General features: G+C 59.3%; 21 protein-coding genes. 12 read left to right on the forward strand and 9 right to left on the reverse strand.

Translation table 11 applies throughout. The features are described from left to right. Nucleotides 1–121 precede the first annotated feature (121 nt). The gene (locus F8N43_RS06600) at nt 122–457 is read left to right on the forward strand and encodes a DUF2834 domain-containing protein (protein ID WP_150638993.1); all 336 of its coding nucleotides are present in this window, start codon (nt 122–124) and stop codon (nt 455–457) included. A gap of 128 nt (nt 458–585) precedes the next feature. Here the strand turns inward: F8N43_RS06600 and F8N43_RS06605 are convergent, their stop codons facing one another. Further along, nucleotides 586–1509, reverse strand: a complete 924-nt coding sequence (locus tag F8N43_RS06605; protein ID WP_150629670.1) for a magnesium transporter CorA family protein — start codon at nt 1507–1509, stop codon at nt 586–588. 7 nt (nt 1510–1516) lie between these two features. After that, a complete protein-coding gene (locus F8N43_RS06610) occupies nt 1517–3091 on the reverse strand; it encodes a RimK family protein (protein ID WP_150638994.1) in 1575 nt (524 codons plus the stop codon). 92 nt (nt 3092–3183) lie between these two features. Here F8N43_RS06610 and rimI point away from each other — a divergent pair, with 92 nt between their 5' ends. Further along, entirely contained in the window at nt 3184–4287 is a 1104-nt protein-coding gene (gene rimI / locus F8N43_RS06615) for a ribosomal protein S18-alanine N-acetyltransferase (protein ID WP_150653442.1), read from the forward strand. A 103-nt stretch (nt 4288–4390) separates the two neighbouring features. Here the strand turns inward: rimI and F8N43_RS06620 are convergent, their stop codons facing one another. Together F8N43_RS06620 and F8N43_RS06625 are read right to left on the reverse strand one after the other, a co-directional pair. Beyond that, nucleotides 4391–5542, reverse strand: a complete 1152-nt coding sequence (locus tag F8N43_RS06620) for a PQQ-dependent sugar dehydrogenase (RefSeq protein ID WP_150653443.1) — start codon at nt 5540–5542, stop codon at nt 4391–4393. A 51-nt stretch (nt 5543–5593) separates the two neighbouring features. Next, nucleotides 5594–5950 (reverse strand): hypothetical protein, encoded by a 357-nt coding sequence (locus tag F8N43_RS06625; protein WP_150653444.1) that lies wholly within the window; start codon nt 5948–5950, stop codon nt 5594–5596. A 186-nt stretch (nt 5951–6136) separates the two neighbouring features. Here F8N43_RS06625 and F8N43_RS06630 point away from each other — a divergent pair, with 186 nt between their 5' ends. Continuing rightward, nucleotides 6137–7009: a Ku protein gene (locus tag F8N43_RS06630; protein ID WP_150653445.1), complete on the forward strand. Its 873-nt coding sequence runs from the start codon at nt 6137–6139 to the stop codon at nt 7007–7009. A 136-nt stretch (nt 7010–7145) separates the two neighbouring features. Here the strand turns inward: F8N43_RS06630 and lpxO are convergent, their stop codons facing one another. Continuing rightward, complete coding sequence (gene lpxO, locus F8N43_RS06635; protein WP_150653446.1) at nt 7146–8045, reverse strand: lipid A hydroxylase LpxO; 900 nt, start codon at nt 8043–8045, stop codon at nt 7146–7148. 494 nt (nt 8046–8539) lie between these two features. On the opposite strand from lpxO, the gene F8N43_RS06640 reads away from it, so the two are divergent. Both F8N43_RS06640 and F8N43_RS06645 read left to right on the forward strand, forming a co-directional pair. Beyond that, the gene (locus tag F8N43_RS06640; RefSeq protein ID WP_010460520.1) at nt 8540–10129 is read left to right on the forward strand and encodes an ABC-F family ATPase; all 1590 of its coding nucleotides are present in this window, start codon (nt 8540–8542) and stop codon (nt 10127–10129) included. A 205-nt stretch (nt 10130–10334) separates the two neighbouring features. Further along, complete coding sequence (locus F8N43_RS06645) at nt 10335–11522, forward strand: MFS transporter (RefSeq protein ID WP_150653447.1); 1188 nt, start codon at nt 10335–10337, stop codon at nt 11520–11522. A 94-nt stretch (nt 11523–11616) separates the two neighbouring features. Here F8N43_RS06645 and F8N43_RS06650 read toward each other — a convergent pair whose 3' ends face one another. Together F8N43_RS06650 and F8N43_RS06655 are read right to left on the reverse strand one after the other, a co-directional pair. Then, nucleotides 11617–12654, reverse strand: coding sequence for an alpha/beta hydrolase family protein (locus F8N43_RS06650; protein WP_150629686.1), 1038 nt, complete (start codon nt 12652–12654; stop codon nt 11617–11619). Between the two features lie 257 nt (nt 12655–12911). Then, nucleotides 12912–13523, reverse strand: a complete 612-nt coding sequence (locus tag F8N43_RS06655; RefSeq protein WP_150653448.1) for an FMN-dependent NADH-azoreductase — start codon at nt 13521–13523, stop codon at nt 12912–12914. Between the two features lie 129 nt (nt 13524–13652). Here F8N43_RS06655 and F8N43_RS06660 point away from each other — a divergent pair, with 129 nt between their 5' ends. Continuing rightward, a complete protein-coding gene (locus F8N43_RS06660; protein WP_150629690.1) occupies nt 13653–14561 on the forward strand; it encodes a LysR substrate-binding domain-containing protein in 909 nt (302 codons plus the stop codon). Further along, a complete protein-coding gene (locus F8N43_RS06665) occupies nt 14558–14917 on the forward strand; it encodes an MmcQ/YjbR family DNA-binding protein (RefSeq protein ID WP_008043775.1) in 360 nt (119 codons plus the stop codon). Before F8N43_RS06660 ends, F8N43_RS06665 begins: the two co-directional genes overlap by 4 nt. Here the strand turns inward: F8N43_RS06665 and F8N43_RS06670 are convergent. Both F8N43_RS06670 and F8N43_RS06675 read right to left on the reverse strand, forming a co-directional pair. Next, the gene (locus F8N43_RS06670; protein ID WP_150629692.1) at nt 14914–15339 is read right to left on the reverse strand and encodes a DUF1294 domain-containing protein; all 426 of its coding nucleotides are present in this window, start codon (nt 15337–15339) and stop codon (nt 14914–14916) included. The genes F8N43_RS06665 and F8N43_RS06670 overlap by 4 nt on opposite strands. Continuing rightward, nucleotides 15336–16166, reverse strand: coding sequence for an undecaprenyl-diphosphate phosphatase (locus F8N43_RS06675; RefSeq protein ID WP_150629694.1), 831 nt, complete (start codon nt 16164–16166; stop codon nt 15336–15338). The genes F8N43_RS06670 and F8N43_RS06675 overlap by 4 nt, the downstream gene beginning before the upstream one ends. Before the next feature lie 293 nt (nt 16167–16459). On the opposite strand from F8N43_RS06675, the gene F8N43_RS06680 reads away from it, so the two are divergent. The 5 genes from F8N43_RS06680 to F8N43_RS06700 all read left to right on the forward strand — a co-directional run bounded on the left by F8N43_RS06680 (nt 16460) and on the right by F8N43_RS06700 (nt 20721). Then, nucleotides 16460–18094, forward strand: coding sequence for a methyl-accepting chemotaxis protein (locus F8N43_RS06680; protein ID WP_150638997.1), 1635 nt, complete (start codon nt 16460–16462; stop codon nt 18092–18094). A 158-nt stretch (nt 18095–18252) separates the two neighbouring features. Beyond that, nucleotides 18253–18816, forward strand: coding sequence for a nicotinamide riboside transporter PnuC (gene pnuC, locus F8N43_RS06685; RefSeq protein WP_150629698.1), 564 nt, complete (start codon nt 18253–18255; stop codon nt 18814–18816). Next, complete coding sequence (locus tag F8N43_RS06690) at nt 18813–19337, forward strand: AAA family ATPase (protein ID WP_150629700.1); 525 nt, start codon at nt 18813–18815, stop codon at nt 19335–19337. The genes pnuC and F8N43_RS06690 overlap by 4 nt, the downstream gene beginning before the upstream one ends. A 357-nt stretch (nt 19338–19694) precedes the next feature. After that, nucleotides 19695–20141, forward strand: coding sequence for a hypothetical protein (locus tag F8N43_RS06695; RefSeq protein ID WP_150639000.1), 447 nt, complete (start codon nt 19695–19697; stop codon nt 20139–20141). Between the two features lies 1 nt (nt 20142). After that, the gene (locus tag F8N43_RS06700) at nt 20143–20721 is read left to right on the forward strand and encodes an adhesin (protein WP_150629704.1); all 579 of its coding nucleotides are present in this window, start codon (nt 20143–20145) and stop codon (nt 20719–20721) included. Nucleotides 20722–20736 lie beyond the last annotated feature (15 nt).

Below are 20736 nucleotides of genomic sequence, written 5' to 3' on the forward strand. Positions count from 1 at the left end.
CAACGCAATACGGTGGAAGTCATGGCTGGAAATTAGCCGGGCATGGCAGTCAAGTCAATGGCCAATTTTCCCCGGCCTGTGTAGGCTCGCTGTTCTGCTCATTGTCCCAAGGAAGGAAACCATGAAGTCTGTCGCCCTGCCCCTGATTGCCCTGCTCGCGTTCGCTGGCTACACCGTTTCGGTGATGCTCCAGGCCGAACAGTCGTTGATCGAGTTTGGTATCAGCCTGATGTCGCGACCTGATACGGCGCAGGTAGTGATAGATCTGTACCTGTTGGCGACGCTGGCCGGGGTGTGGATGTATAGCGATGTGCGCAAGCGTGGGCGGTCGGGGTGGTCCGTTGTTCCCTATCTTTTGCTCACTGCGGTTTTTGTGTCGGTTGGGCCGTTGTTGTATCTCGTTGTTCGTGGGCTGCAGGACAGAAAAAAGCCTGTCGACGCCGAACAAGTGGCCTGATTCCGGATTTGTCGGGTTAATGAAATAGCTATCGCGAGCAGGCTCGCTCCCACAGGGGATCTGAGTTGATCACTCGGACTACTGTGGGAGCGAGCCTGCTCGCGATGACGGCATCACAGCCGCCGATATTATTTCGCCAACCGCCTGAGCCCCAACACCATCACCCCCGCCCCCAGCATCATCACCGTGAGAAACAACGGGTAAGAAACCCACCACGGCGTACCTGCCGTCATCATGCTGAACTCGGACATGCCGCCGATGCTCGCAATCAGGTTCAGGGGCAAAAACACCACGTTGATCAGCGTCAGTTTGCGCAGCAGGTTGTTCATGCTGTTGTTCATCAGGTTGCCCCGGGCATCGATCAGCCCGGAGAACACCGTGGAGTAAATTTCCGCCTGCTTGTAGCACTGGTTGTTTTCGATGATCAGGTCGTCGATCAGGCCGATGGCCTCGGCGCTGAAGCGCTGCTTTTCCGCGTGGTTGCGCAGCCGTGTCAGGACCGCGCCGTTGCTGTGAATCGCGTTGATGTAATAGATCAGGCTTTCGCTGAGGTTGAACATCTGGATGAGGTGCTGGTTCTGCATCGACGCGTTGAATTTCTGCTGCAATTCCCGTGCAACCAGCTTGATCACTTTGAGGTGACCCAGGTAGTGGTGGATGTTGTTGAACAGCAGATCGAGCAACACATCCAGTGGCGTGTTCAACTTCTGCCGGGTGCCGAGGCCATGCAGCGGCGAGTCGTCGGTGGCGATCACCAGCAAGCGCTGCGCACAAAACAGCAAACCGCAGGAAGACACTTCAAAGGCCAGGCTGCCGGCACCGGAATAGTTCTCCGGGCGTTTCCAGATCAGGAACAGGTTGTCGGGGTGAAACTCGATGCGCGACACCTCATCCGGGTCCAGCGCCGAGGCCAACGCGTGTTCATCGAGTTTGAAATGACTGTGCAGCAAGTCACGCTCGGCCGCGTCGGGGTTGCTGAACAGCATCACTTCAGCGTCCAGCCGTTCGACCGCATGCAACGCGCCATGGGTCAGTTGAAAGCTCTTGATCATCGGCCGGTCACCAGGCCTGGCCGCGACGTTTGAGTTCCAGTCGGCGGACGAACTCTTCCAGTACCAGTGAGTACAAATCGTCTTGCAAATACGCGTCTTCGATGCCGGCGTCCATATTCGGGTTGTCGTTGACCTCGATCACCACCACCTTGTCGCCGGACTGTTTGAGGTCAACGCCGTAGAGGCCGTCGCCGATGAGGTTGGCGGTTTTTACCGCCAGCTCCACCACGGCGCGCGGTGCTTCGTGAACCGCAAGGGTGCGGCATTCGCCGTTGATGTCCTGCCCCTTGGCCTTGTGGTTGTAGATCTGCCAGTGCCCCTTGGACATGAAGTACTGGCAGGCAAAGATCGGTTTGCGGTTGAGCACGCCAATGCGCCAGTCGTATTCGGTGTAGAAGAACTCCTGAGCCAGCAACAGCACCGAGTGCTCAAACAGTTCGGCGGTCGCTTCAAGCAAGGCTTGCTGGCTTTCGACCTTGATCACGCCACGGGAGAAACAACCGTCGGGGATCTTCAACACCAGCGGAAATCCCAGGCGCTCGCCGACCCGTTCGAAATCTTCCGGTCGTTCCTTGTAGAGGATTTCGGTGGCGGGCATGCCCAACTGATGGCTGTTGAGCAGGTCGGTCAGGTAGACCTTGTTGGTGCAGCGCAGGATCGATGTCGGGTCGTCCATCACCACCAACCCTTCACTCTCGGCTTTTTTCGCAAAACGATAGGTGTGGTTGTCGACGCTTGTGGTCTCCCGGATCAGCAGCCCGTCGTATTCGGCGATGCGCGCGTAGTCCTTGCGCTCGATCAGCTCTACATCGATGCCCAAGGTCTTGCCGACACGTACGAAATTTTCCAGCGCCTTGGGGTTGGACGGCGGCAGCGCTTCCTGCGGATCGTGCAGGATCGCCAGGTCATAACGGGCCACGCGTCGCGACCGTGGCACGCGCCAGATCTTGCGACTGAACGTGTCGAGTGAGTGGGCGAACTGGTCTTCCTGATCTTCGCGCAACTTGTGCAAGGCGCCAGACTTTATCCCTTCGATGTGCCAACCGTTAGTTCGACGAAACTCAACTAACAATATCGGGCACGGAAACACTTCAAACAACTGCCGCGCCAAGTCCTGCAAAGGTTCAATATGCGTCTTGCCAAAATACAGGGTCAGGGTAAAGCCTTCGGTATCGCTGTAAAGATGATGACTGAGGGCTTTCTCCAACGTTTTATCCAGATCATCCAGCGCCAGACCGTAGAGCGCTTTGCGCGTCAGTTCGCTGATGGTGCGCACCGACGGAATGACCTTGTGCCCCCGCGCCTCGGCCAGCAAAGAGCAGTAATAACCGTGCCCCAGGTACTTGTAGCTGCGGCACAGGTTGATCACCTGGACCCGCTTGCCCTGCTCATTGTCGCGGGTCTGCTCGAGGTATTCCTGAGCCGTGACGATGTCTTCGCTGGGAAAGTAAGATGCCCAGTCTTCCTTGCGCTCGACGATGATAATCAACTGACTTGAAGTTCTGACCGTGTCATTTAAATAAGTTGCTGCCGGCAAAGTTTGCTCGGATACTTCGCGCCAATGACCTTGTACCGCTGACATAGTGATTGATCCGTTGGAGAACAAGACCTTTCCTATTAAGCACGAACTTTTTCGAAAGTCCCGTTTCGTTACGCAACTTTTACGGCGGTCATATGAATCCTGTCTTTCGCTTGGCGGTAGTTGAAGACTTACCCGCGTTGTTGGCACTCGAACAGCAATGTTTCACCACGGACCGGCTCACCAGTCGCAGTTTTCAATGGATGATCACCCGTGCTCACGGACGACTGCTGGTGGCCCAGCGTGGCGAGCAATTGCTGGGTTACGCGGTGGTGTTGTTTCACCGAGGCACATCGCTGGCGCGGCTCTACTCGATTGCCATCGCCGAACAGGCTCGCGGCAGCGGGCTCGGCAAGCAATTGCTTGAACGCATCGAGGCTTGTGCCCTTGAGCATGACTGCGCGTACCTGCGGCTGGAGGTGCGCATCGACAACCCCGCCGCCATCGCCCTGTATGAGCGCAACGGTTATCGGCGTTTCGCACTGATTCACGATTATTACCAGGACCACGCCGATGCGCTGCGCCTGGAGAAACGCATCCTTGAGCATCGTGACTCGCGCAATATCAATGTCCCCTGGTACGCCCAGACCACCGATTTCACCTGTGGCCCGGCGTGCCTGTTGATGGCCATGGGCGCGCTGCAAACCGGTCGCGTGCTGGAGCGCCGCGAAGAATTGCAGATCTGGCGCGAAGCGACCACCGTGTTTATGACTTCGGGTCATGGCGGGTGCAGCCCTCAGGGCCTGGCACTGGCGGCGACGCGACGCGGGTTTCGTGTGCGCCTGCAAGTGAGCATGGCTGGGCCGTTGTTCCTCGACGGCGTGCGTGATGAGCATAAAAAAGATGTCATGCGCCTGGTGCACGAAGAGTTCATGGCCCAACTGGGAGCGACCGACGTCGAACAGATACTCGGCGGACCGCTGGACCTGCCACGGTTACTGAACGACGGCGGACAGCCGATGGTGTTGATCAGCAGTTACCGGCTGACCCGCTCCAAGTCGCCGCACTGGGTGATCGTCACCGATTGCGATGAGGATTTTGTGTACCTGCACGACCCGGATGTCGACCATAGCCAGCATCGTCAGCCCATGGACTGCCAGCATTTGCCGGTCAGCCATGGGGAGTTCGAGAAGATGTGCAGTTTCGGGCGCGGCAAGCTCAGGGCCGCGGTGATTCTGTATGCGCGGGAGAATCACTGAACGGTTATTCAGTCCAACGCCGCCATCGCGAGCACGCTCGCTCCCACATTCGATCTCGGTCAACGGTGGGAGCGAGCCTGCTCGCGATGGCGGCGCATTATTTTTACTTGAGCCCAACCTTGTACAACACACCATCATCTTCATCGGTGAGCACATACAAATACCCGTCCGGCCCCTGCCGCACATCGCGGATGCGTTGGTTCAGCTCGCCCATCAAACGCTCTTCGTGAACCACCCTGTCGCCGTCGAACTGCAGGCGTATCAACTCCTGACTCACCAGCGCGCCGATGAAGACGTTGTGCTGCCACACCTTGAAGCGGTCCGCGTCGTAAAACGCCATGCCGCTCAGGCCGGGGGATTTTTCCCAGACGTGGTGCGGCGCAACGGCGCCTTCGGCGGTCTTGCCCGTGGATTCGGGAATCGGTTGACCGGAGTAGTTGATTCCATGGGTCGCCAGCGGCCAGCCGTAATTCTTGCCGCGCTCGATGATGTTGATCTCGTCACCGCCGCGCGGGCCGTGTTCGTTTTCCCAGAGCACGCCGGTCCACGGATTGAGTGCCGCGCCTTGTGGATTGCGCTGGCCGTAGGACCAGATTTCCGGACGCACACCCGCTTGGCCGACGAAGGGGTTGTCGTCGGGCACCTTGCCGTCCGGGTAGATCCGCACGACCTTGCCTTGCAGCTTGTCCAGATCCTGCGCGGTCGGCCGGTCATTGTTCTCGCCGAGGGTGATGAACAGGTATCCGTCGCGGTCGAACACCAGGCGCGAACCGAAGTGATTGCCGACCGAAAGCTTCGGCTCCTGACGGAAGATCACTTTGAAATTCCTGAGGGCGGTCAGGTCTTCCGACAACTGCCCACGACCGACCGCCGTACCGGCCTTACCGCCCTCACCCCCGCCTTCGGCATAGGACAGATAAACGGTGCGGTCCTGCTTGAAGTCGGGCGAGAGCACCACATCGAGCAGACCGCCCTGCCCTTTGGCCCACACCTTCGGCACGCCACTGAGCGGCGCCGACAGTTTGCCATCGGCGCTGACCACGCGCAGGTTACCGGGCCGTTCGGTCACCAGCATCCCTTGTCGATCTGGCAGAAACGCCAAGGCCCACGGGTGATCCAGCCCCTTGGCGATGGGTGCGACCTCAAGGGTGCCCTGTTCGCTTTTCAGCTCTTGCGCGGGCGCCGCGAAAACAGCGGTGGCGGCGCTGATCAATGCGCTGGCACACGCGGTGGCCAGGAGGGTTTTACGCAACATGCACGATTCCTTTTGTCGTCTGAATGGCTGACAAGACCTGCGTCCTGCCGCTCAACGGTTGCTGGTGTCTGCGTCCCGATGCGGCGGATTGGGGATGAATTTCGGTGGGCTGGCGGGCGCCGACCGGTCCTGGGGGTAGCGGTTGCCGACGCCACCGTTGTCCAGCGTCGGTGGCCGCGGAACGGGAACCGTGTTCGGCCCGCGGATCGCCGGCGCATTGGGTTGTGTGCCTTGCATGCTGTTGGGATTGGCCCGGCGGATCGGGCTGTTGTAAGGGTTGCTGGCGGCGCCCGTCGGGCTTTGGGCCAACAGCAAAGGGAATGTGGGCGACGGGGCGGCGGCCTGGGCCAGATTGCTCAGCACGCCACTCAGTGCCAACGCGATGACGCCCAGCACAAATCGATTCATGGGTAGCCTCTCTACGTGGATAGAGCCTTCGATAGCACGCTACGCCCAGGGTTCGGATTTGTTAACCAAAACCTCCCCGGCAAGATGTAACACGAAGTTGATCCCCCGGCCGGACGGGGTGGCACGCCGCTGAAACTTTTGCGCCGGGGCGCGGGTCACCTGATCATCACTCGCGAGTAGACGACCATGGCACGGGCAATCTGGAAAGGCGCAATCAGTTTCGGGCTGGTGCATATCCCTGTGGCGCTGGTCTCGGCGACGTCTTCGCAAGGGGTGGATTTCGACTGGCTCGACAGCCGCAGCATGGACCCGGTGGGCTATAAGCGCGTGAACAAGGTCACCGGCAAGGAAGTGACCAAGGAGCACATCGTCAAGGGTGTGCAGTACGAAAAGGGTCGCTACGTGGTGCTCAGCGAAGAGGAAATCAAGTCGGCGCACCCGCTGTCCACGCAGACCATCGACATATTTTCCTTTGTCGACAGTGAACAGATTCCGTTGCAGAACATCGACACGCCCTATTACCTGGCGCCGGATAAACGCGGTGGCAAGGTGTATGCGCTGCTACGGGAAACGCTGAGTAAAACCAACAAGGTCGCCCTCGCCCATGTGGTATTGCATACCCGTCAGCATCTGGCCGCGCTGATGCCGCTGGACTCGGCCATGGTGCTGGTGATGCTGCGCTGGCCGGCGGAAGTGCGCAGTCTCGACACGCTCGAACTGGGCAGCGAGGTGACCAAACCGGAATTGGCCAAGGGTGAATTGGAGATGGCCAAGCGGCTGGTGCAGGACATGAGCGGCGACTGGAGCCCCGAGGATTACCGCGACAGTTTCGAAGACAAGATCATGGCGTTGGTCGAGAAGAAGGCTAACGAAGGGAAGATTGAGGATGTTGAGTCGGCGACGAGTGAAGAGGAACGGAAGACGGCGGATGTTATTGATTTGACCGAGTTGCTCAAGCGCAGTTTGGGGGGCAAGGCTGGCGGTAAAGCGGTGGCCAAAGCGAAGTCGACGGAAAAGCCGGCGGCGGCGAAAAAAGGGACGAAACGGTCGAGTGGTTGATCAATTACGAGGGCATCTGAGCGTCTTTCGGAGAATCTACCGGCCCCATCGCCAGCAGGCTGGCTCCCACAATGAAATGCATTCCAACTGTGGGAGCCAGCCTGCTGGCGATGGCGCAATAAGCGGCGACACAGAATCAGATCCAGACAAAAATCGCCAACAACCCGGCAAAAATCGCCCACTTCTCCAGGTAATACAGCTTGCGGTTACGCTTCTTCAACGCTTTGCCGCGCAGGCGAATCTTGTAGATTTTGGCGAACAGGCGATTGATGCCGCCGGTCTTGTCGCCCACATCGTTCGGCGCGCCCGCCGCCGACATCACGTTACGGCTGAACCAACCATTGAACGCCGCCGCCCAGCGGTACTTCATCGGTCGCTCGACATCGCAGAACAGAATGATGCGGTTCTGCTGGGTGGTGTTTTCAGCGTAATGAATGAAGGTCTCGTCGAACATCACCGCTTCACCGTCGCGCCAATGGTAGTTCTCGCCATCGACGTTAATGTAGCAACCGGCGTCGTTCGGCGTCTCCAGGCCCAGGTGATAACGGTAGGAACCGGCATACGGATCGCGGTGGCGCACCAGCTTCGAACCGGGCGGCAGTTCGGCGAACATCGCCGCCTTGATCGAGCCGATGCTCTGCACCAGTTCGGTGGTGCGCGGGCAAAGCTTCATTGCCGAAGGATGGCTGTCCCCGTACCACTTGAGGTAAAAGCGCTTCCAGCCGGTCTTGAAGAACGAGTTGAAGCCGACGTCGTCGTACTGGTTCGAACGCTTGATCTCACCCGCCCGGAGCAGGTTCTGGCCTTCGGCGCGGATTTCTTCCCAATGGGTCTGCAATGGGCTCAGGTCGGGGAAGTCGGCTGGATCGAGGTAAGGCTTGTTGGGAATTTTCGAGAACAGATAAAGGAAGCAATTGATCGGTGCGAGAAACGTCGAGTGATCGCTCAGTTGGCGGCCCAGCTTGTGGCGCACGCGACCGCGCAGGTGGACGTAGGCAATCGATACAACATAAATAGCGGCAATGATGAGTTTCACGGAAATCGTCACACGTCAGAAGTGAACAAACTGCGTCCCCTGCCAGCCCAACGGCTCAAGGGTCTTGTGCAGCGTCTGAATACGAAACAGCGTCCCTGAGGCGCGTCCTTGAGCACGCCGGCGGCCGGCATCAGGTGGAAAAGATGGCATTTTAGTCACAATTTGTAACCAATAGTTAACCTTCAGATGTGAAAATCTGTCCGCTGATACCACCAAAGCAGCCGTGCGGCCTCAACGCCCTATCGTTTAAAGAGCCAGACCAGTACAATCGCCGCCAAACATTACGCGCCCCCCTTGGTTGATGACGGGAATGAACCCCGTTTCAGCGCGCTTCGACTCGGGCCAAGCGCTCCAACTGCTGCTGTCCACTTATTGCCAGATGGACCTTCCGCTTCTGACCGGGATGCATTTCCCGTGGTTTGAATACCGGAAACGGGTACTGAATCGGTACTGCCGCAACCCTAGCTACTCTGAATGCTTCGCAGGAAAAACCTTTGATCTCTACAGCTAACATCACGATGCAGTTCGGCGCCAAGCCGCTATTCGAAAACGTTTCGGTCAAATTCGGCGCGGGCAACCGCTACGGCCTGATCGGCGCCAACGGCTGCGGCAAGTCGACTTTCATGAAAATCCTCGGTGGCGACCTCGAGCCGTCCGGCGGTCAGGTCATGCTCGAGCCGAACGTGCGTCTGGGTAAATTGCGCCAGGACCAGTTCGCCTACGAAGAATTCACCGTGATCGACACCGTGATCATGGGTCACGAAGAGCTGTGGAAGGTCAAGGCCGAGCGCGATCGTATCTACTCGCTGCCGGAAATGACCGAAGAAGACGGCATGGCCGTGGCCGAGCTGGAAACCGAGTTCGCCGAAATGGACGGTTACACCGCCGAATCCCGCGCTGGCGAGCTGTTGCTGGGCCTGGGTATCGGCATCGAGCAACACTTCGGCCCGATGAGCGAGGTTTCCCCAGGCTGGAAGCTGCGTGTCTTGCTGGCACAGGCACTGTTCTCCGATCCTGAAGTGCTGTTGCTCGACGAACCGACCAACCACCTGGACATCAACACCATCCGCTGGCTGGAAAACATCCTGACCCAACGCTCCAGCCTGATGATCATCATCTCTCACGACCGTCACTTCCTGAACAGCGTGTGCACCCACATGGCTGACCTGGATTACGGCGAGCTGCGCCTGTTCCCGGGCAACTACGACGAGTACATGACCGTGGCGACCCAGTCCCGCGAGCAACTGCTGTCGGACAACGCCAAGAAGAAGGCTCAGATTTCCGAACTGCAATCGTTCGTCAGCCGCTTCTCGGCCAACGCCTCGAAAGCCAAGCAGGCCACTTCCCGCGCCAAGGCGATCGACAAGATCCAGCTGGCCGAGGTCAAGCCTTCGAGCCGTGTGAGCCCGTTCATACGTTTCGAACAAACCAAGAAGCTGCACCGTCAAGCGGTCATCGTCGAGCGCATGGCCAAAGGCTTCGACGGCAAGCCACTGTTCAAGGACTTCAGCTTCCAGGTTGAAGCGGGCGAGCGCGTAGCGATCATCGGCCCGAACGGTATCGGCAAAACCACCCTGCTGCGCACCCTGGTCAACGAACTGACCCCGGACGCCGGCACCGTGAAGTGGACCGACGCAGCCGAACTGGGCTACTACGCCCAGGACCACGCGCACGACTTCGAAGACGACTGCAACCTGTTCGACTGGATGGGCCAGTGGACTCAGGGCGGCGAGCAAATCGTTCGCGGCACCCTTGGGCGCATGCTGTTCTCCAACGACGAGATTCTGAAGTCGGTCAAGGTCATCTCTGGTGGTGAGCAAGGTCGCATGCTGTTCGGCAAGCTGATCCTGCAAAAACCGAACGTGCTGATCATGGACGAACCGACCAACCACTTGGACATGGAATCCATCGAGGCGCTGAACCTGGCGCTGGAGAACTATCCGGGCACGCTGATCTTCGTCAGCCACGACCGTGAGTTCGTATCGTCGCTGGCCACTCGCATTATCGAGCTGAGCCCAAGTGGCGTGATTGACTTCAGCGGTACGTATGATGATTACCTGCGTAGCCAAGGCGTAGTGTTCTAAACAAGCCTGCTTCGACTGAAAGCCCCGTCCTTGTGACGGGGCTTTTTGCATTTTCAGCATCAAACTGCTTGAGCCTGCGTACCGCAGTTCTGTAGGAGGCGTATTTCAAGGCAAGACCTGCTCGCTTTGATCGTTAGCCTGCTTTCTTTTATGCCACACCCGCGCCATGATGCAGTTCTCCCACCGCTGCCCGCGAACGAGCCCTATGTCTGCGCCGCAACTGCCACCGCAAAGCTCAATGGCGATCACCCTGCAGATCGTCTCTATCGTTTTCTATACCTTTATTGCCTTCCTCTGCATCGGCCTGCCGATTGCGGTGCTGCCGGGTTATGTCCACGAGCAGCTGGGTTTCAGTGCGGTCGTGGCCGGGTTGACCATTGGTTCGCAATACCTCGCCACCCTGCTCAGCCGTCCGATGGCCGGACGCATGTCGGACAGCATCGGCACCAAACGCTCGATTGTTTACGGGTTGGCGGGGATTGTCTTGAGCGGCGCGCTGACGTTGCTGTCGACGCTGCTGCAAAGCTTTCCGCTGACGAGCCTGTTGATCCTGATCGCCGGCCGTTTGTTGCTGGGCATCGCACAGGGCTTGATCGGCGTTGGCACCATCAGTTGGTGCATGGGTCAGGTCGGCGCTGAACATACCGCGCGTTCGATTTCGTGGAACGGCATCGCGTCTTACGGGGCCATTGCGATTGGTGCGCCGCTGGGCGTGGTGATGGTGGCTGAATACGGTTTTGCCAGCCTCGGGATCGCGCTGTCGGCGCTGGCCGCGTTGGCGCTGTTGCTGATCCGCAACAAACCCTCGGTGCCGGTGGTTCGCGGTGAGCGCCTGCCCTTCTGGGCGGTGTTCGGGCGTATCGCGCCGTTCGGCGCGAGTTTGAGCCTGGCGTCGATCGGCTACGGCACGTTGACCACCTTTATTACCCTGTACTACGTGAGCCGTGGCTGGACCGGCGCCGCGTACTGCCTGACGGTGTTCGGCGTTTGCTTCATTCTGGCGCGGCTGCTGTTCATTTCCAGCATCAGCCGTTTTGGTGGGTTCACGTCGGCGATTGTCTGCATGAGCATTGAAACAGTGGGTCTGGTGCTGCTGTGGCTCGCGCCGTCGACCGGTTTCACCCTGATCGGCGCGGGTCTGGCCGGGTTTGGCCTGTCGCTGGTGTACCCGGCGCTGGGGGTGGAAGCCATCAAACAGGTGCCCAATTCCAGTCGCGGTGCGGGTTTGAGTGCTTACGCGGTGTTTTTCGATCTGGCGCTGGCGATTGCCGGACCGCTGATGGGCGCGGTGGCGTTGAACCTGGGGTATTCGTGGATTTTCTTCAGTGCGGCAATGTTGTCAATCACCGGCCTGGCGTTGACCCTGTTACTGAAACGCCGCGCAACAACCTGAAAAACACAAACCTTGCAGGAGCCCGGCTTGCCGGCGATGGCGATTTCAGGGCGCTATCGCCGGCAAGCCGGCTCCTGCAAGGGGTGCGTGAATCCTATTGATCGGCGGTTTGCATGCCGGCGCGGGTCGGTTTGCCCAGGGCGTGGGAGAAGAAGCGCCCCGCTTCGGAGATCATGTTGCGGTGAATGTCCTCGCGGTCGACACCGTCGGCATCGGTGCACAGCGCCGGCATTGCCGCGATCTGTTCTTCGTTGCACGGCGCCATGAACACGAAGTGCCCTGCCCCGGCCAATAACTTGAAGTCCGGTGCGATCGGCAGTTTGCGCGCCAACGCTGCGGCGTTTTTGTCGAAGGCCACCAGTTTGTCGCCGTCACCGCTGTACAGCAGCACCGGCACATGCACGTCGGCCAGCGTATGACGGCCGAATTTCAGGCTCAACGGCGCCATCAGCAACAGCGCGTGAACCCGCGGATCCGCGACCGGTTGCAGGTCATCACGGTCGACGATCAATTCACCTTGGGTGTTGCAGGCATCATGGTCGTCCGGACGCTCCTGGCAATAGCGACGCAGACGATCCAGATCCGGCGTTGCGCCCGACAGAATCAGCGCCGTCTCCCCACCGGCCGAATAACCGATCACCCCCACCTGATCGGCATTGACGAACGGCGCAAGCATGCGGTCGCCCAGAGTCGCGGTAATGGCTTCGGAAATCTGGATCGGCCGCCCGTACAGGTTGCTCAAGGTGCCGAGGCGACTGTGGTCTTTGGAGTTGTCGCCGGGATGAATCACCGCCACCACGACAAAACCCTTGCGCGCCAGCGACGTGGCGAGGTCGTGCAGGGCCAGCGGCGTTCCGGTGTTGCCGTGGGACAACATCAGCATCGGGAAGCGGCCAATCGCGACGCGAGTGTCTTCACCCGCCTCGACCGTGTAGCCCTCGAGTTTGCTGGTGTGCTCACGGTCGCTGGAGGGGTAGAACGCGATGGCCCGCATCGGTTGCAGGTCCAGCGGATCGAGAAAACTCATCTCATGGAAACCGACGCTCCAGTGAGGATGCGGCGCAGGCGCGGCGTGCACTGAAGTCAGGCTGCAGAGCAGGCAAATCAGTAACGTTGCCCAAAGACGCACCATGGGATGCCCCACCTTTGTTACTTGACCGGGAAGCCCGTTCTCCATCGACTACCGAGGAAGCGGCCTTGTACCCGCATTTGCGGCCACCAAGGTCGTTACAGAACGGGGACGTTAAACCCTCGACTGCATAACCTGGGCCACAACATGAAAAATTACGCAATGATCTGAAACAAAAAACTCCGTATCTGATCTTGCAGGATCAGAATACAGAGTTTTTTGGGGTGTTACCCGAGCTGATTTACACCTTTACGCAAGCCTTACGCGGCGGCGAACAGTTGCTCGCTGATGTGCGTGCGGGCATCGCTCATGGCTTTGGTGCGCACTTCGTCTCCGTACGCCAGGCCTTCAGCACGGACGAATTCGATGTCGGTGATGCCAAGGAAGCCGAACAGCAACTTCAAATACTCTTCGTGCGCAACACCGGACGCCTGACCAGCATGCAAACCGCCGGCAGTCGACACGATCACGATTTTTTTGCCACCGCACAGGCCTTCAGGGCCGGCTTCGGTGTAGCGGAAGGTCTGACCGGCAACGGCGATGCGGTCAATCCAGGCCTTGAGTTGGGTCGGGATAGTGAAGTTGTACATCGGCGCTGCGATGACGACGGCATCGGCGGCGAGGAATTCGGCCAGCGTCGAAGCGCTCAGTTCAGCTTCGTGCTGCTGCGCGGCGTTGCGCAGTTCAGCGGTGGTGCCGGCAGCGACCAGGGTCGTGGCGGAAAAATGGCTGATGGCATCGCTGGCCAGGTCGCGGTAGGTCACGACGGCGGTCGGCTCGGCAGCTTGCCAGGCGTTGACGACTTCGCTGCTCAGCTGACGGGAAGCCGAGTTGTCACCAAGAATGCTCGAATCGATATGCAGCAGTTTCATGTGGGATCTCCAGGTGAGGATCGCCACGGGGCGATCTGATGGAGACAATCCTACAGACGAAACCAATAGCTGATTAGACCGCAACAATGCGATAGTTCGTCTCACTGATAGAACAATCGAGCTAAACGCATGCAAGACCTCAATGACCTCTACTATTTCGCCAAGGTGGTCGAAGCCGGCGGATTCGCGGCGGCCGGGCGCTTGCTGGGGATTCCCAAGTCGCGTTTGTCACGTCGCATTGCCGAACTGGAAGAACGCCTGGGCGCGCGCCTGCTGCAACGCACCACCCGGCAGCTTAAGTTGACGGCGGTAGGCGAGCGTTATTTACGCCACTGTCAGGCCATGTTGCTGGAAGCCGAGATGGCCGATGAGGCCGTGGCCAGCATGTCCAGTGAACCTCGCGGACGTTTGCGGGTGTCCTGCCCCGTCGGGCTCGCCCATCAAATGTTGCCGACGGTGATCAGCCGGTTTCTCGAAAAGTACCCGCAGGTTCAACTGGAAGTCATGCTGCTCAATCGTCGGGTGGATCTGGTGACCGAGGGTGTCGACGTCGCCCTGCGCGTGCGCGAGTTGGGCGATGAAGACCCGTTGCTGGTGACCCGGCGTCTACGTCAGGCGCAGATGCTCCTGGTCGCCAGTCCGGCTTTTATACATGGGCGCGAGATCAATCACCCCGAAGACCTCAAGGGCTTGCCCGTGCTCGGCGCACTTGAAGCGGACCGCATGGTGCACATCCGTATGCTCGACCAAGAGGGTAAAAGTCATGAACTCGCCCTCGAAGCACGACTGGGCATCGATGACTTTATCGTGCGCAAGGCCTGCACCCTCGCCGGCCAGGGCTTTACCATGTTGCCGATGATGTATTGCGAGCAGGAACTGGAAAGCGGCGCGCTGGTGCAATTGCTGCCGGACTGGTCTTTACCTGGCGGCTGGCTGCAAGCGGTCTACCCTCATCGGCGCGGGGTGATGCCGGCCGTTCGCGCCTGGCTCGACCATTTGATCGAATCATTCAATGCCTGTGGGGACCGACTGATATGAAGGCTGGGCGTATGAGCGAAGAGGACGTCGCGCAGTTCTGTCTCGCGCTACCGGGTGCGCGGGAAGATTACAAATGGGGAGGCGTGCGGGTGTTTTCGATTGCCGGGAACAAGATGTTCGCCCTGCAAAACCTGCGGGGCGACTCGTTGGCGTTCAAGGTCGACAAGGATCTGTTTCTGGGGCATTGCGACCGCCCGGGAATTCATCCGGCGCCCTATCTGGCGCGGGCCCAGTGGATCATCATGCAAACGCCCTACCCGCTGGGCAGCGAAGAACTGCAAGGGCTGCTGCAACGTTCTCATCAACTGGTGGTGAGCAAACTGCCCAAACGCACGCAGGTCGGGCTGCTGCTTTAAAGCAGCGCCAGATTGGCGCCGAGGAACAGTTGATCGATCCAGAACACTTGATGCAGCAGCACGATCACCCAGAACAGCAACTGAAACGACACTTTGCGGGTCTTGTGCCGAAACACCTGCTGAGCCAGCAACGCACCCGGCCAGCCACCAGCGAGTTCCACCGCATGCAAAACGTTCTCCGGCGTGCGCCAGCGGTCGGTCCGGGCCTTGCGTTTGTCGCTCCAGTAAAGGAAGAACGCGAGCACGCTGACGATGCCGTAGGCCGCCAGGGGAATCAGCGAAATCCCTCGCAACCAGAACGACATCGAGCCGAACAACGGCAGCGCACACACCATCGCGAACACCAGCAGTTTCAACCGTGGGTTCTGGATCCCGCCCCCGGACCGGCCTCCGGGATGGTTGCGTGCGCTGGCGTCACTCATGGCTTGACCGCGGTCCAGTCAACCCAGCCAAACTGCCAGGTGGCAAGAATGACCAGGCCAAATGCAATGCGATACCAGGCGAACGCCGCGTAGCTGTGGCTGGCGATGAACTTGAGCAAGCCCCTGACGGCAATCATGGCGAATATGAACGCGGTGACGAAGCCGAGGGCAAACACCGGCAAATCAGCCGGGACGAACAGGTCGCGATACTTGTAGCCCGAGTACACCGCCGCACCGACCATGGTCGGCATCGCCAGGAAGAACGAAAACTCGGTGGCCGTTTTTCGCGACAGCCCGAACAGCAAGCCGCCAATGATCGTCGAGCCTGAACGCGAGGTACCCGGAATCATTGCCAGGCACTGGGCGAAGCCGATTTTCAAGGCATCTTTCCAGGTGATCTCGTCGACGGTTTCGGCATGCACTTCATGCTGGCGCTGCTCCGCCCACAACATCACGATACCGCCCACGACCAATGCCGTGGCGACGGTAATCGGGTTAAACAGGTAATGGTGGATCAGGTCGGCGAAAATCACCCCCAGGACCACGGCCGGCATGAAGGCAATCAGCAGGTTGGCGGTAAAGCGACGGGCGCCGGGCTGCGTCGGCAAACCGATGACGACATCGAGAATCTTGCGGCGAAACTCCCACACCACCGCGAGGATCGCCCCAAGCTGGATAATGATGTTGAACGCCATGGCCCGCTCGCCGCCGAAGTTGAGCAAGTCGGCCACGATGATCTGGTGTCCGGTACTGGAAATGGGCAAAAACTCCGTAAGCCCCTCTACAACGCCAAGTATCAATGCCTGAAAGGCGGTCCAAAGATCCATCAATCCCCCAAAAAGCAATGCACTGCGGCATGCCCCGTTAATATTTTCCAAAACATTGACTGCGATCATCGTCGCTGCAACCCGACGCGCACAGAATCCAGACGGAACCGTAAACATTCCGTGAAAAATCAACTTGGATTCAGGTTTTTCCGTGCGGGGCCGAAATCCTATCAGACAAGGCCGAATAACGCTGCCACGTTATTGGACTTGGGTCGGATATGCCCGATCGGCAAAATGTGGTTGGATGCTGGCGGTCGTTTATTACAAGAAAAAGAAACAGGAGTGACAGCGTTATGAACAGCTTGCGCAATATGTCGATCAGCCGGCGTCTGTGGCTGATTTTGATCGTGGCCGTCATGATGCTTTTGACGTTGGGCGTGTTGATGCTCAAACAGATTCACGAGGACCTGTATCAAGCCAAGGCGCAGAAAACCCAGCACGTCGTGCAGACGGCCAGCGGCATTCTGACCTACTACCACGGGCTCGAAACCGCCGGCACGCTGACGCGCGAAGCCGCACAAAAACAGGCACTGACCACCGTTCGCGGCCTGCGCTATGACCAGAACGAGTACTTCTGGATCAACGACCTGACGCCGGTGATGATCATGCATCCGGTCAACCCGAAGCTCGATGGCCAGAACCTCTCGGCGATCCGCGACCCCGACGGGTTTGCGCTGTTCAATGAAATGGTCGCCCTCGCCAAGGCCAAGGGCGCCGGCCCGATCGACTATCGTTGGCCGAAACCGGGCGCCAGCGATCCGGTCGCAAAAACCTCCTACGTCAAACTCTTCGAGCCGTGGGGCTGGGTGATCGGCTCGGGTGTGTACATCGATGACATGCAAGCCGAGTTCATGGGCCAGGTCTGGAAAGCGACAGTCGTCGGGCTGGTGATCGCCGCCATCATGGCGCTGCTGGTGATCCTGATTGCCCGCAGCATCGTCCGTCCGCTGCAGGACACCGTGAACGCCATGGCCAACATCGCCAGCGGCGAGAGCGATCTGACTCGCAGCCTCGACACCCACGGCCAGGACGAAGTCACGCAGCTGGCACGTCACTTCAATGCGTTCACCGCCAAGCTACGACAGGTGATCAGCGAATTGCAGGTGTCTGCCAGCGCCCTGGGCCAGTCGTCCAGCGAACTGGGCAACGACGCCGCCCAGGCCCAGCAACGAAGTCAGCAGCAATCGCAACAGATGGAACTGGTGGCCACGGCCATCAATGAAGTGACCTATGGCGTGCAGGACGTGGCGAAGAATGCCGAGCACGCCGCGAGTGAAATGCGCGATGCCGAGTCTCAGGCACAGCAGGGCCAGGTCAACATCGACAGCAGCCTGCAACAAATCGACAAGCTGTCTTCAACGATTGATCAGGCCGTGGAGGTCATCCGTACCCTCTCCGCAGAAAGCACCCAGATCGGCAGCGTCCTGGAAGTGATCCGCTCTATCGCCGAGCAAACCAACCTGCTGGCCCTCAACGCGGCCATCGAAGCTGCCCGTGCCGGTGAGCAAGGGCGCGGGTTTGCCGTCGTGGCCGATGAGGTGCGCCTGCTGGCCCAGCGCACGCAGAAGTCCACCGCCGAGATCCAGGCAATGATCGAACGCCTGCAAAGCCACTCTGAAGCGGCGGTCAAGGTCATCGGCGACAGCAGTCGCGCCTCGCAACTGACTATCGAACAGGCCGGCCTCGCCGGTGCGAGCCTGAATGCCATTGGCCAGGCACTGCGCAACCTCAACGGGCTGAACGCATCCATTGCCAGCGCCACTCTGCAACAGGCCCATGTGGTCGAAGACATCAACCAGAACGTGACCCAGGCGGCCGGTTTGTCCCACAGCACGGCGCTGGCGGCAGAACAGTCGAGCGTGGCGAGCGTCCACCTCAAGGAATTGAGCGAGCAACTGAACGGGTTGCTCAAGCAATTCCGGGTGTAGACGCCAGGCTTGCCGGCGATGGCGACCATGAAATCGCCATCGCCGGCAAGCCGGGCTCCTACAGGTCAGCGGGTGCATTCTCCCTCCCCATCACAATCCCATCCGCCACAATCCGGGTACAATCCGACCCCCCTCTTCGTCTCCTCCAAGGAACCTCCATGTCCGGGCTTGAACTGTTTGCCGCCGCCCTCGGTGTCATTGCCGTCTGGTTGACGGTCAAACAGAATCCTTGGTGCTGGCCGATCGGCCTGGTCATGGTGTTGCTTTACAGCTGGGTCTTTTTTGAAGTGAAGCTGTATTCGGACATGCTATTGCAGGTGATCTACGCCGCATTGCAGCTCTATGGCTGGTGGCAGTGGACGCGTGCCGGGGATGCGCGACAAGGGCGGCAGGTCAGCCGCCTCGGGGGCAAATCGATTACGACAAGTCTGGCCATCGGAGCCCTCGGCAGTCTGCTGCTCGGCGCGGCCATGGCGCACTGGACGGATGCCGCCCAGCCCTGGCTCGATGCGGCGTTGACTGGCTTCAGCCTGGTGGCACAGGTCTGGATGGCGCAAAAGCGCGTTCAATGCTGGCCCCTGTGGATCACCCTGGATGTGATTTTCGTCGGTCTCTTCATCTATAAGGGCATGTACTTGACCGCCGGGCTCTATGCGCTGTTTACCCTGATTGCCGTACAGGGCTGGCGGGAATGGCGGGCTGATCCGGCATTGCGCACATGAAAGTCCTGGTACTCACCGGTCCCGAATCCAGCGGCAAGAGCTGGCTCGCAGCCGAGTTGCAAGCGCATTTCGGCGGGGTTCTGGTCGACGAATATGTGCGCCGGTTCATCGAGCAGAACCCTAGAGATACCTGCCTGGCCGATGTTCCCGACATTGCCCGTGGGCAATTGCAGTGCGAAGACGAGGCCCGCACCCGGCGGCCACGGCTGCTGATTCTCGACACTCACTTGCTGAGCAACATTCTCTGGAGCCAGACGCTGTTTGGCGATTGCCCGCCATGGATTGAGCAAGCACTGTTGACTCGGCAGTACGATTTGCACCTGTTGCTGTCGCCTGAACAGGTCGACTGGACGGACGATGGTCAGCGCTGCCAACCCGATTTGAGTGAGCGCCGGGCATTTTTCGACGCGACCCTGACCTGGCTCCAAACCCATGAACAACCGTTCCAGATACTGCGGGGAAACTGGGCGGAGCGCCGTCACCACGCACTGCAAGCCGTCACGCTACTGCTCGGCCCCTGACCCTGTTTTTGGGGCCTTTTCCCCAGCGTTTCCCCTGTTGAGGGGGAAAAGTGTCCGTCTCTGATACACACCTTGCACCCAAAACAGGCCGTTTCAGCGGCCTGTGCGGTCTTGGTGCGCAAAGTGTCAAGGTTGTGAAACACCTCCGCGCAAACCCTTGTTCTAGAGCATTGCGCCCACTTTGTTCAGTTGCAGGTGCGAGGCGTTGTCTCAATCGTGAAACAGCCTAGACACCACCTTCCCGGACAAAACTTGCAAGCTATTGAATTAAAACAATAATCCAAAAGCGGCACAGCTTTCGCTCTCTCCTTCACAACGCTGACTAGGGCCAGCCCACAAGAAGAAGGAATTGCCGCCGTGGGGACTATCAATAAAGGTTTGACCTGCCTCCTGCTGATCGGATGTGCCGCCAGCTCGCTACTCAGCTTCACCGCTCAGGCAGAGGGCGATGGCATCATTGTGCTGACTCGTGATGTCAAGCCTGTTCACTTCGGCCGTACCGGTGGCAAGGATCCCAACCCGACCACCGTCAATGCCAATCCATCCAGCCGCGTCAATCAGAACATTGCCAATAACGAGTTGAGCGACGGTGACTTCGCCGGCGTATCCAGCGGCTCTTCCATTCGCAACACCGTCATCCCGAATGGCAGCATTCACGGCCTCAACGTAGTCAACAACCCCAACGGCATGTCTGGCATGGGCGCCGGCCACGGCGGCGGCAGTGGCAGCGCGATTTCGGGAACCATCAACCGTGCCATGGGTTCCGGCCTCGCCCCATTGGGCAGACTGGCTGGAGGTCAATGACATGAATCGTACCCTCCTGCTCCTTGCCATGTTCGCCTGCACCACTGCAATGGCTGACTCCAGCGTCAGTACGGTGAACACCGCCAATATTCAAAACTCCGGCACGCAATACAGAGGCAACTACAACGTCAACCAGGCGGCCGGTGACCAGCAGCAACAAACCAACGTTCGTGCAATCGCCATCGGCACCGAAGCCGCTGCGATCACTGGCGTAAACCAGCGAATCGATACCCCCGCCAACCGGTCAATGAACGCGACCACCACCATCGGCGGCACCTCTTTCAGTAATGGCAACGGAGTTCTGGGCGTCAACCAGAGCGCCGGGGCCAACAACCAGATGGCCAACGTCATGCGCATCAGCATCAGTGCCGGGCCGCAAGCCGTTGACGATAGCGCCCTTTCTCAACAGAACGTGGCGTTGCTACCAAGCTCAGGAGCAACTGGCACCCCAATCGGCAGTCGCCAGGTCGTTACCAGCGACCAGGCCTTCACCGGCAGCCGGGGCGTGATTCAGGTGAACCAGAGTGCTGGGGTGGGGAACCGAATGGCTAACACCCTGAGCATCCGGGTCGCTGACTGACCCAAACGCAGTGCG

This window comes from Pseudomonas fluorescens (genome assembly GCF_902498065.1).
Classification (GTDB): Bacteria; Pseudomonadota; Gammaproteobacteria; order Pseudomonadales; family Pseudomonadaceae; genus Aquipseudomonas; species Aquipseudomonas fluorescens_BJ.